This is a genomic window from Gynuella sunshinyii YC6258, assembly GCF_000940805.1.
Taxonomy (GTDB): Bacteria; Pseudomonadota; Gammaproteobacteria; order Pseudomonadales; family Natronospirillaceae; genus Gynuella; species Gynuella sunshinyii.
In genome coordinates, this window is the sequence record NZ_CP007142.1 from 5,101,666 (window position 1) to 5,113,739 (window position 12,074).

A 12,074-nucleotide genomic window follows, 5' to 3' on the forward strand; every position below is an offset into this window, starting at 1 on the left:
CATGACAAAGTTACACATACCCACCAAAGAATCCGTTGAATTCAGGCAACTGATTGACAACATGAAAAAACTGGATGGCGTCAAACTGGCGGACGCTATTCCCAAAGATCTCTATCAACCCAGGTTATGGCGTGGAATGCTCAGTTTTGCCACGAACTATATATTGTATTTTTCAGCTCTGGTCGCTATCGCCTATGCACCGCACTGGTCGTTATATCTGCCGTTGTTTCTGGTGGCCGGACTAGGCGGATGGGGGCTGTTTTGTGTCGCGCATGACTGTGGACACCACTCGTTTTCGAGATCCAAAAGACTGAATTATGCTATCGGCCATATCTCTCTGATTCCACTGCTCTATCCCTTTCATGGTTGGCGGCATATGCACAACATGCATCATGCAAACACCAACAGTTTTGAAATGGATACCGACTGGCGACCGGTCATGCGGGTTCAATATGATCGAATGTCACTATGGGAAAAATTTGTTTATCACAGTACCCGTAGCTGGGCATTCTGGCTGGGCACCGTTAACTACCAGCGCCACTCCGGCTTCCGGCCTTCCATGTTTGCCAAAATGGAAGCCCGCAATGAAGTGCGCCGCTCCATTCTGTTTAACGCAATCGTGGCAGCAATTGCATTTCCAACATTAATTTATTTCACCGGAATAAGCGGATTCTTTCTGTATTTTCTTGGTCCCTGGGTAGGCATACATGCCTGGTTCAGCCTGACAACCATGATGCATCACATCAGCAACGAAACACCGTTTCTGACCAAAGATCATTGGACCATGAACGGCAGTCGGCTGTTATTGACGACGGATTATATGTATCCCCGCTGGCTATTGTTTCTGACCAATTACATTACCGTGCATACCGCTCACCATGTTGCCCCCATTATTCCGCACTACAACCTGATGAAAGCACAGAGTGCACTCAAAGAGGCTTATCCTGACATGCTCAGAATCAAACCTCTGACAGTCAAAGATGTCTGGCATGTGATCCGTAACTGTCATTTGTACGACCCGGTCAGCGGTTACTACGAATCATTTGGACAGCACCAGAGTCACCCGGAAGCAGGCATAAATAAACCGCCGCAACAGGACAACAAAGCGACACTTACCCGGTTAACCACCCCGGCACTGATCATTAAGGCTCTGTCGGTTATCTCACCGGTTCTGGCTGGGCGGAAAGCCACCGATATCTTTGCCAATACCCGTTCCCTGATTAAAAAACCGCCGAAAGATGTACTGCCTCTGGGGGCGCAGCGATTTACCATCTCCGGCGTGCCGGGGATCAGTCACGGTTATGTCTGGGGTAAAGAAGGCAAAACCATATTACTGGTACACGGTTGGGGTGCTAACAGTAGCAGTATGTACAGTTTTACCAGAGTACTGCGACAACGCGGATTTCGGGTCGCTGCCTTTGATGCCCCGGCCCACGGCATTTCTCCGGGAACGATGACAACGCTGACTGAATTTCAGAACGCCATCATGGCGGTTATTGCCACTTTGGGAAATGTCGTCGGCGTGGTCGCCCATTCTCTTGGCGGCATCGCCGCAACCGGAGCCATTGCCAAACTGCAACAGGAAAACCGCAGTTTACCGGCCATTCGTGCGCTGGCCCTGATCTCTGCTCCAGCGACGTTGCCTGCGGTTATTGATCGCTGGCAACGGCAAGCGGTGCCACTGTCGCCACCGGTTGCAGAAGTCATGCGAGCGGAACTCTGGCAGCGCAACGGAGTCCCGGTGGAACACTGGAATATCCCGGAACTGAGTCAGCGCATGAATACTGAAATTCTGCTCATGCATGACAAAAACGATACCACTGTACCTGTTTGCGAAGCGGAGGTGATTGGCAATCAAATACCGGATGTCGAACCGGAACTGACTCAGGGACTCGGACACATTCGCATCCTTGCAGACAATCATGTGCTGCAGCGGGTGGCCGGATTCATGGAACAGGTCTGTCAGGACGACACCGGTTTTGAGGCGGATGAACAGGTTCAGGTCAAAGCCTTATGACGACAGCTGAACAACAGCTATCCACCAAACGATGGATGTGTCTGGTATGTGGTTGGGTATACGATGAACAGGCTGGTGCCCCGGAAGACGGTATTGCTCCGGGTACTGCCTGGGAGGATATACCGGATGACTGGATGTGTCCGGAATGTGGCGTCACCAAGGATATGTTCCATATGGTTCGTATCTGACGGCTGTGAACCGTTAACCCGGCAATCGTTATTGCCGGGAGATACTCATCAGTCATAACCCTACCCTGTTAGGCGAATATGGCCAGCAGTATGGTGACCTGCTAGGCTTAGGGGCATATCAGACTTTTACGACGGGATTCAGGTTATTACCATGAACGAAATACCAACATCCACTTTTGCTACCATCGCCAGAGATTGTCTGTGTCGAAAAGCGCGAATGGCGGATCGGATTATCACCCGCGCCTATGATGAAGCCCTGCGACCTTCCGGACTGAAAATTACCCAATTCACGTTACTGGTGGCAATTGGTTATGGTGAGCCGGGATCTATTTCAGAACTGGCAGACTGGCTGGCAATGGAACGGACAACCCTGACCCGAAACCTGAAACTGCTCGAAAAAGAAGAATTGATCGTAGCCGGTACCGGCAGCCATCATAAATCCCGGGTATTTAAACTGACCGGAACCGGTCAGCAGAAAGTGAAACAGGCCTACCCCTTGTGGCGGGAAGCTCAGGCCAGGTATCGAGAAAAACTCTGCGAAGACGGCTGGAACAACAGCCATGCGATACTGTCGCTGTTTATGGAACCTGAGCACGCAGTCACCCGCTAACGGAACCATATTACCGACAATGCAGATGAGGGGGCCTTCGTGGCTTTTTTTAAAAATACTTATAGTGTATATACACAATTGAAAAGAGGAAGGATGTCATGAATACCAAGTCCACTGGCTCAACATGGTTTTTCGAAGTCATTATCCGCTTTCGATGGTTAGTCATACTGCTCAGTATTGGAATGATTGCAGCCACCATCAGTTTTATTCCCCACCTGACCAAAGACACCTCCGCCGGGGCGTTTATCGCCCCGGACAATCCGGCACTGCTGTTCCGGGATCAGGTAAAAGAGCAGTTTGGGCTGGCCGACCCAATCGTGATCGGAGTCATCAATCAAAGCCAACAGGGTATCTTCAACCCTGAAACTCTGGCCCTGGTCTCCTGGCTGACGGAGCAGGTAAAGGGCATCGATAATGTTGATCCCGAAAAAGTCATGAGCCTGGCAACCGAGTCCAATGTGGTCGGCACCGATACCGGTATGGAGGTGGACGAATTCCTGGCCACCCTGCCAACGACACAGGCCGAGGCAGACAGTGTCCGCTCTGCAGTGAAAGACTTTCCGCTCTACAATGGCAGCCTGGTCGCCCGTGATGGTCTTGGAACCCTGATTGTGGTGGAGCTGGTGGACGAAAAAAAAGCACTGGCCACTTATGAAGCCATTCAGGATGTCATTGCCAAAGCCCCCAAAGGCCCGGACGATCAATTGCTGGTAGCCGGTGAGGGTGCCGTGGCCGGTTATCTGTCTACCTACATCGATCAGGATGCCAAGCGGTTGAATCCGCTGGCGGGTATTACCATTACTATCATTCTGTTCGTGGCCTTCCGGACGCTCAGAGCCACCCTGTTACCGAACCTGATCATTCTCGCCACCGCCGCCGTCACGCTGGGTGTCATGGCTGCCAGCCAGACGCCTTTTTATGTTATTACCAATGGACTGATTGTTTGCATGATAGGTATTGCCGTTGCCGACTCCATTCATGTTTTCAGCCAGTATTATGAAGAACGGGAAAAAACGCCGGATGCCAGTCAGCGGGAACTGACCATACGCACCATGAAGATCATGACCCGCCCGGTTACTCTGACAACCTTCACCACGGCCGCCGGTTTTCTGGCCCTGTACCCAACCACGGATATGCCTCCGATTCAGTCTTTTGGACTTTTTGGGGCTTTGGCAGTTCTGGCCGCCTGGTTGTTTACCATGACGCTGTTTCCTGCGGTGCTCAGCCTGCTGAAGCCGAGAAGAAGCCGTTCATTCAGTCAGAATGCAGCCACTGACGGCAGTGCCAGCCACCAATGGATGACCCGTTTTGGCCACCAGGTTCTTGGGCATCCCAAAACCGTACTGGGTATCGGTCTGCTCATTATCATTGTTGGCGGTATCGGTCTGAGCCGCGTCAAAGTGGAAGACCAGCGCATTGAAAACTTCAAACCCACCGAACCGCTCTATCAGGCCGACAAACAAATCAACCAGGTCATGGATGGCACGTACAACCTGGATGTCGTGGTCGAAGCCGCCGATCATGAAGGGCTTCATAATCCGCACTTCCTGGCCAAAATTGAAAAACTGCAGAACTATCTGACCTCACTGCCTCACGTCAACGGTGCCAACTCTGTGGTGGATTACATCAAACAGATGAACAAGGCCGTCAACGAAAACCGTCCGGAAACCTACACCATCCCCGACGATGACACATTGATTGCCCAACTGTTTCTGCTCTACTCCATCTCCGGCGACCCGACCGATTTCGAAGAGGAAATCAACAGCGATCACACCAAAGCACTGGTCAGGGCTTATCTGGATACCGACACATTTGCCAACAACCGCAAGCTGATTCCAATGGTCGAACAGTACCTGAGCACTGAATTCAACGAACCAGGACTTACCGGTACCGTAACCGGCCTGATTAATGTTGATTATCACTGGATCAACGGCGTGGCCAGCAGTCATACCGGCAGCGTGATTGTCTCTGTGCTGGCGGTACTGGTCATGGCCTGTGTACTGTTTCGGTCGTTTGTCATCGGCTTGTTTGCGGTTATCCCGGTAGCCGTTTCCATTCTGCTGATATATGCCACGATGGGATTTGCCGGCATCTGGCTGGGAGTCGGAACCTCCATGTTTGCGGCCATTGCCATCGGCCTGGGTGTGGATTTCGCCATCCACACCATGGAACGTATCCGTGACCTGACCACCCGCAACGGCAATCAGAACCTGGGTGAAGTACTGCTGGAACTGTATCCGACCACCGGTCGGGCACTGTTTTTCAACCTTGCTGCCGTAGCATTGGGATTCAGCGTGCTGTGCAGCAGCGACGTTCCGCCACTGGTGCGCTTCGGCCTGTTGGTGGCCATGGCCGTCTGTGCCGCGTTCCTGGCCAGCGTTACTCTGCTGCCAGCCCTGGTCATGGTACTCAAACCGCGAGCACTTTCTGGCCAGGCCAGCCATTCTGCCGGCCCCAAAGCCCGCGAAGCCATCGTCACCAGCATTATCATCGGCGTGATTGCCGTGGCATATCTGACCCAGCAACATGCGTTTGCTACCGGAGCCCTGCCAGCAGGACTGGACATTATGAAGTCGGTGTCACAACGGGAAGAAGGGGATCAGATCACCCGTAATCTTGAGTTGGAACTGATAGACCGGCAGGGCCAGACCCGAACCCAACAGGTGAAAGCATTCAGGCGCTATTTCGGTGACGAAAAACGAACCGTGTTGTTTTACACCGCCCCGGCCAATTTACGCGGCACCGGATTTCTGACTTACGATTATCCGGACAGTCAGAAGGACGATGATCAATGGTTGTATCTGCCGGCACTCAGAAAAATCCGCCGGATTCCTGCCTCCAATCGCGGCGATTATTTTCTGGGAACCGACTTTACCTATGAAGAAATCAAAAGCGAAAATAAGGTTGAATTGAGCGACTACACCTTCACCACCACCGGTATGGAAACCATTGATGGTGTGGATTGCTACGTGATCGAAGGCACCCCGGTCAATAACAAAATTGCCAAGGAACTGGGGTATAGCAAAGCGGTCTGGCGGATAGATCCCGATATCCTGATTTCACGAAAAAGCGATTACTGGGATACCAACGGTAACCACCTGAAGACCATTGAAAATAAGGAAATCCAGCAAATCTCCGGGATCTGGACCGTTATGAAAGTCATCGCGGTGAATCATAAAACCGGCCACAGCACGGTGATGATCAGCAGCGATGTGGATTACGACAGCCCGATTGCTGAACTGGCTTTTGAACAACGGAGTCTGACGCGTGGTTTGTAATATCATTCCAAAAATGTCATTGGCGATCGGTCTGGTCGCCCCTATGACCTTCGGTGCTCATTTCGAAGGCGTACTGGACTACCAACTGGCCATAGACAGCGATGATGCCGGGCTGCAACAGTCACAATGGGAGTTGACGCCACGCCTGGATTTCCGTCCTGCCAGCTTTATGGACATCAGCATCATCCCCAGACTGCGAATCGACAGCGAGGACAAAATAGCGCCCGGAAAACCCGACCAGGACAGCAGAAGTCACTGGAACCGTCGCTGGTATCCGAATGACTACAGCGATGTCGAGATCCGTGAACTGTATGCGGACAGTTATATCCAGGATGTGTTTATCCGGGCGGGCAAACAGCAGGTCGTCTGGGGTCAGGCTGACGGCCTGAAAGTATTGGATGTCATCAATCCCACCGACTATCACGAATTCATTCTACCAAGCTCCGAAGACCGGCGGATTCCGCTATGGATGATCAATGCTGAGATCCCCGTCGCAGGCGGGACATTACAGACCCTGTTCATCCCTGACACCACTTACGATGAAATTCCAGCCTCGAATGCAGCATTTGCCATGACCACACCGATGCTGGTTCCAACTGCCCCAGCTTCCGTGCCGGTCCGAGTGGCCGATTACGACAAACCCGATGACCCCATTGCCGATGCCGACGCCGGTGCCCGCTGGCAAACATTTATCGGCGGCTGGGATATTTCCCTCAACTACTTCTATCACTACAGCGATCAGGCTGTCTTTATGCTCGAGAGCGATAGCAGCGGTATCACAGTCAAACCACAATACCGTCGCACCCACACAGTTGGCACCACCTTTTCAAATGCCTTTGGCGACTATGTTCTGCGTGGCGAGCTGGGTTATTCAACCCGGCGCTATTGGGTTGCCGATCCAACCCGCGTCAGCCGGGGCATCGTGAGGAGCCCTGAACTCTCATATGTGGCCGGACTCGACTACAACGGCATTAGCAACACCCTGATCAGTACACAACTGTATCAGAGTTACCTGACTGACCATGCCGAGGCCATCGTCCGGGATGTTGCTGAAACACAGGTAACCCTGCTGATCAGACGTAATTTCTGGAATCAGACCCTGGAGCTGGAGGCATTTGGCATTCAGAGCCTGAACGACATGGACCGTCTGGTGCAGTTGAAAGGCAAGTATCTGTTTCCGGGTAACATCAGTGTCCACCTGGGAGCGGATCTGTTTTTTGGCGATGAAGATGGATTGTTCGGACAATTCCGCGACAGCAGTCGAATACTGGCCGGCTTCAGTTACTCGTTTTAAAACAGCCCAGCGATCATGTCAGCAAGACAGATATGAGGTTAAAAAGCAAATTCAGGCAAACTCATACCTGCTCAGCCAACACAACAACGATAGGAGAAAAGCATGGGATTCGATCTGACAGTCACAGCAAGAAAAGCAGTGGTAGGTTCTCTGTCGGCCGCCATGCCAAACTACTTTGGCAATCTGGGAGCGCGCTTGTTTCTGCATCCCCGAGCCAACAAAAGCAAACGTCACTGGGCCAATGCGTTTGAGGGATTCGAACATCACAGCATTTTCGTTGATGGTCATAAAGTCCCTGTCTGGACTCGTGGCGAAGGCCAACCCGTGATGCTGGTTCACGGCTGGGAGCGGGATCACTTCACCATGGGTGGATTCGTCGCCCCACTCTTACAGTCGGGTTACCAGGTGGCGGCGCTGGATCTACCAGCTCACGGCGAAGCCGAAGGCGGAACTGCACCTCTGCCACTACTGGCCAAAGCGATTGCCGCTGCCACCGACAGCCTCAACCATCCGGCCATCGTTATCGCACATTCCATTGGCGCAGCCATGACCGTTCTGGCCATGGAAGACTACCAACTCAAACCATTGGCCGCGGTACTGATCAGCGCCCCCTCCTCCGCCAAAGCCTATGCGGTGTCACAAGCGACGGACATCGGTCTCAGCAGAAGTGCCATCGGCAAAATGGTAACGGGAATATCCACAGCACTGGGCGCGCCACTGGAGCGTTTTCGGGTGGACCTGGCGCTGAAGAAATTACCAACCCGGACAATTCTGATCCACGCCAAAGACGATAACATCGTGCCCTTTTCAGAAGCCGAAACCAATGCCGCTGCGGCTGCAGTGCAGACGCTCTGGCAAGCTAGAGGCGGACACAATAAAATTCTTGGAGATGCAGAGATGATAAACCAGGTTCTGGCATGGCTGCATACCCATCAGGCAACAATTCAGGCAGAAACTCAGAAAACCTCTATATAGTTATCTGTGTCGGCAAAGTTATTCAGAGGGTTCTTGGAAAAAATATTTTGCGGTACTCATATGTACCGCAGGAGTAAAAAAAACCGTCTGCCGGTCAGATCGCCCGATAAATAATCCCCGGACGACAATGCACCATTTCGTATTTGTCCTGCAGACTGCCAACCGACTCAGAAGCACCAACCACCAGAAAACCACCCGGACGCAATGTCCCGTGAATGCGGGTCAGAATGTCTTTTTTGAGATCCCCGGTGAAATAAATCAGAACGTTCCGGCAGAAAACGATATCGAACTTACCGAGCCCGGCATAGCTATCCTTCAGGTTCAATGCCCTGAATTCCACTTTGCGGGTGTATTCAGGCTTAACCTTCCAGCGGCCTTCACTGACTTTGGTGAAATACTGATTGATTTTTGGAGTATCGAGTCCTCGCCCCAAAGACAGCATGGGATATTCCGCCTGCTTGGCCTCTGCCAGCACAGAAGACGATATATCCGTGGCGATGATTTTATCAGAAGGACTGATTTTGCCCGGATTCGATTTACCCCACTCCTCAAGCGTAAAGGCAATGGAATAAGGTTCCTGACCAGACGAACACGCCGCTGACCAGATCCTCAGAGGTCGGCCTTTTACCTGGGCAAAATGTTCCGGCAAGATCACCCGTTTAAGAATGTCAAACGGGTGCATATCCCTGAACCAGAGGGTTTCGTTGGTGGTCATGGCATCGATAACCTTGGTTCTCAACTGCCCCCTGATATCATTTTTTACTTGAACCAACAATTCTTCCAGACTGCTTAAATGATGCTCTTTCAGAATGTTTCGCAACCTACTGGTTACCAGATATTGTTTATTATCACCCAAACTGATCCCGGATACTGTTTCGAGGAAGCGGGCAAACTCTGCATATCCTTTCTCTGTCGCTGACATATTCTGTTCTATTCACCATCTAGAGCCGGCACTACACCACCACGTTTTTCGATCTGGTGCACTACAATTTCGGCCAATTCGTCGGGTTTAAACTTAGGCAGAAAATTATCCGCCCCCACCTTCTTAACCATCGCCTCATTAAACACACCGCTTAAAGAAGTATGCAACATAATATACATGTCTTTAAGTTGCGGATGTGACCTGATTTCTGCCGTTAACGTATAGCCGTCCATTTCTGGCATTTCAATATCCGAAATGATCATCAGATATTCTTGCCGCGGATCTTTGCCCTCATCCAGCATTCCCAGCAGATGTTCCCAGGCGGCTTTACCATCCATCAGCTTGGTGGTCGTGACGCCCACCTGTTCGATACAACGGGTAGTCTGTTTCAACGCAATCTTGGAATCATCCACTACCAGCACATGATATGAAGGGGCTTCTGCTGCCATAGCCTCAGTCACAATACTCTGAGAAACCTCGACGGTCATAGGTGCCACTTCAGAGAGAATCTTCTCAACATCTATTATTTCAACCATACGGTCATTGAGTTTCGTCACCGCCGTCAAATAATGGGCATTACCCGTTCCCTTTGGTGGTGGGTGTATCTCTGACCAGTTCATATTAATAATGCGCTCCACCGAACTCACCAGAAAACCCTGAGTTTTCATGTTGTATTCGGTGATGATTACGAATTTGTTCTTAAGGTCAGTCAACGGTGCATTGCCGGTCGCCAGACTAAGATCCATGATAGGAATAGTTCCTCCACGGATATGAGCAATTCCCCGAACAACAGGATCACTCTTCGGCATGCTCGTTAAATTCGGGCACTGCAGCACCTCTTTGACTTTAAATACATTTATTCCATAGATCTGGTTTCCCTGTAATCGGAATAACAGCAGCTCCAACCGGTTTTGACCCACCAGTTGTGTTCGTTGATTTACAGTATCTAAGACCCCAGCCATTTTGATCTCCAACAGCTTTGTATAGGCACAGCAATTGCTTTAATTCATTCAAACCGGCAAGTTGATAGTAAAATTGCCAATTTAGTGACAGATTCTAACTACAGCATAGACCGCGATGCATCGAGTACAAGTATTTAACCGCAAAGCTTTTTCAGGTGTGTGTTTTTTGACACTGAGCGGATTGATGTTGCTCGCTTCTCTGGCACCTGCTGCCAACAATCAGATCGAAGACAGCATACTGGATTATGTGGTCGACGCTTATAGCACCCGAATCAGTGAGTTTCAACGTGATCGGCTGGCTATTAGTTTCGAGACTGTCTTGGGCGATATCGATAAGGACTACTGCAACTCCGGTTTGAGCATCAAACCTGAGTCAGAATTACCGCTGGGCAGAGAGAATATTGCTGTCAGTTGTATAGAGGCTTCTGGCGGCTGGAAAATTTATGTACCCATAACCGTGTCATATTTCCTGCCGGTAGCTACGCTGAAAACATCGGTCACCCGAAATACCCGATTGACTGCAGATATGGTGGAAATGGCCGATATGGACATCAGCGGGCTGTACCGGGGATACTACACTGATTTGGACAATGTGGTCGGACAAAAAGCTGTCCGCCACCTGCAACCAGGTACCGTGCTGAACAACAAGCTGATCGAGCCACCGATATTGGTCGAACGGGGTGATGCTGTGGTGATCCTGGCGCGCAGCAGTGTTATTCAGGTCAGAATGACCGGTATAGCCCTGTCAGCCGGAAGCAAAGGCAAGCAAATCCGGGTACGCAATGAAAGATCGAATAAAGTCATCAAGGCGGAAGTGATTGGCGAAGGGTTGGTAAGAGTGGTGTTTTGAAGTTTGGAGGACTTGCATCACATTTTTAAAACTTTATTGATAAAGATACTAAAGTTTTGATGATAACTGCCGCCAAACCGGATAGCAGTCTATTTATTTTTTTGGGGAAACAGGAAACATATCATGAACATTAACGGCTTGACTCCCAATAGCGGGGGTAGTGAAAAAACCAGAAGCGGTGAAACTGTCGCAAAATCCACAGAAGGGCGCACCCGTACCAGTGTTGAAAACAGCAACAATGCCGACACTGTGCAGTTGAGTCCTCAGGCAAAAGTTCTCAAGGACCTGGAAACACAGGTGCAGTCCATGAGCGATGTCGATCAACCAAAAATTGACCGGATCAAATCCGCCATTCAAAACGGAGAGTATTCGATCAATTACGAACGACTGGCCGAAGCAATCGAAAATTTCGAAATGGATTTTTAACCGGCGTTTTCCCCAATCCCGGTTAAAACTCTGTTCCTCATCAGGAGTGTATAAATATGACTGCACAACCATGGTTAGATTCCGTGATTGACCTGCTTCAGCAGGAAATCGCCTTATCCTCGCAAATTGATGCCCAGCTGGTCCTTGAACGGGACGCTTTGTTAAGCAGAGATGCCCAATCGGTAGCTCAGTACAGTCAGCAAAAAAATACTCTGCTGATTGATCTCGACAGTAAACATTCAACCCTCATGCAAACCATTAGCGAAGCAACGGGCCAGCCCCAGGAAGCCCTTAGCGACGATCAATGGCTGCAGACAATCACTGATGCCAGAAAAGAACAGCTGTCAAAACTCTGGTATGAGCTGCACGATCAGTTGAAGGCCCTTAAACACAAAAATCTGCAAAATGGCGTTTCGCTCAATCGCGTCGTTTCAAGAAGCCGTTTCCTGCTCAGGCTGCTGAAGGGTGATAACAGCCCACAGACTTATGATGCCAAAGGCATGGAAAGCAGTTCCAGGCAGGGGTCCTTAGGCAAGGCATAGGCTTGCAAAC

Annotated in this window: 11 protein-coding genes; 9 read left to right on the forward strand and 2 right to left on the reverse strand. The window is 50.7% G+C overall.

The features are described from left to right. The first annotated feature begins 1 nt into the window (after position 1). The 6 genes from YC6258_RS21370 to YC6258_RS27625 all read left to right on the forward strand — a co-directional run bounded on the left by YC6258_RS21370 (position 2) and on the right by YC6258_RS27625 (position 8,362). Positions 2–2,017 (forward strand): alpha/beta fold hydrolase, encoded by a 2,016-nt coding sequence (locus tag YC6258_RS21370; RefSeq protein WP_044618715.1) that lies wholly within the window; start codon positions 2–4, stop codon positions 2,015–2,017. Next, the gene (locus YC6258_RS21375) at positions 2,014–2,205 is read left to right on the forward strand and encodes a rubredoxin (protein WP_044618716.1); all 192 of its coding nucleotides are present in this window, start codon (positions 2,014–2,016) and stop codon (positions 2,203–2,205) included. The genes YC6258_RS21370 and YC6258_RS21375 overlap by 4 nt, the downstream gene beginning before the upstream one ends. A 151-nt stretch (positions 2,206–2,356) precedes the next feature. Next, positions 2,357–2,815 (forward strand): MarR family winged helix-turn-helix transcriptional regulator, encoded by a 459-nt coding sequence (locus YC6258_RS21380; protein ID WP_044618717.1) that lies wholly within the window; start codon positions 2,357–2,359, stop codon positions 2,813–2,815. Between the two features lie 98 nt (positions 2,816–2,913). Beyond that, on the forward strand, positions 2,914–6,093 hold the full coding sequence (locus YC6258_RS21385) for an efflux RND transporter permease subunit (protein ID WP_044618718.1): 3,180 nt from the start codon (positions 2,914–2,916) through the stop codon (positions 6,091–6,093). Next, positions 6,083–7,387, forward strand: coding sequence for a DUF1302 family protein (locus YC6258_RS21390; protein WP_052830465.1), 1,305 nt, complete (start codon positions 6,083–6,085; stop codon positions 7,385–7,387). The genes YC6258_RS21385 and YC6258_RS21390 overlap by 11 nt, the downstream gene beginning before the upstream one ends. A 102-nt stretch (positions 7,388–7,489) precedes the next feature. Next, the gene (locus YC6258_RS27625; protein WP_052830466.1) at positions 7,490–8,362 is read left to right on the forward strand and encodes an alpha/beta fold hydrolase; all 873 of its coding nucleotides are present in this window, start codon (positions 7,490–7,492) and stop codon (positions 8,360–8,362) included. 94 nt (positions 8,363–8,456) lie between these two features. Here YC6258_RS27625 and YC6258_RS21400 read toward each other — a convergent pair whose 3' ends face one another. Together YC6258_RS21400 and YC6258_RS21405 are read right to left on the reverse strand one after the other, a co-directional pair. After that, a complete protein-coding gene (locus YC6258_RS21400; RefSeq protein WP_044618719.1) occupies positions 8,457–9,284 on the reverse strand; it encodes a CheR family methyltransferase in 828 nt (275 codons plus the stop codon). Positions 9,285–9,292: 8 nt separating this feature from the next. After that, the gene (locus YC6258_RS21405) at positions 9,293–10,246 is read right to left on the reverse strand and encodes a chemotaxis protein CheV (RefSeq protein WP_044618720.1); all 954 of its coding nucleotides are present in this window, start codon (positions 10,244–10,246) and stop codon (positions 9,293–9,295) included. A gap of 115 nt (positions 10,247–10,361) precedes the next feature. Between YC6258_RS21405 and flgA the strand changes: the two genes are divergently transcribed. From flgA to flgN, 3 genes are all read left to right on the forward strand, one after another. Beyond that, positions 10,362–11,096, forward strand: a complete 735-nt coding sequence (flgA, locus tag YC6258_RS21410; RefSeq protein ID WP_052830467.1) for a flagellar basal body P-ring formation chaperone FlgA — start codon at positions 10,362–10,364, stop codon at positions 11,094–11,096. A gap of 123 nt (positions 11,097–11,219) precedes the next feature. Further along, a complete protein-coding gene (flgM, locus tag YC6258_RS27630) occupies positions 11,220–11,522 on the forward strand; it encodes a flagellar biosynthesis anti-sigma factor FlgM (protein WP_052830468.1) in 303 nt (100 codons plus the stop codon). 56 nt (positions 11,523–11,578) lie between these two features. After that, a complete protein-coding gene (flgN, locus tag YC6258_RS21420; RefSeq protein WP_044618721.1) occupies positions 11,579–12,064 on the forward strand; it encodes a flagellar protein FlgN in 486 nt (161 codons plus the stop codon). Positions 12,065–12,074 lie beyond the last annotated feature (10 nt).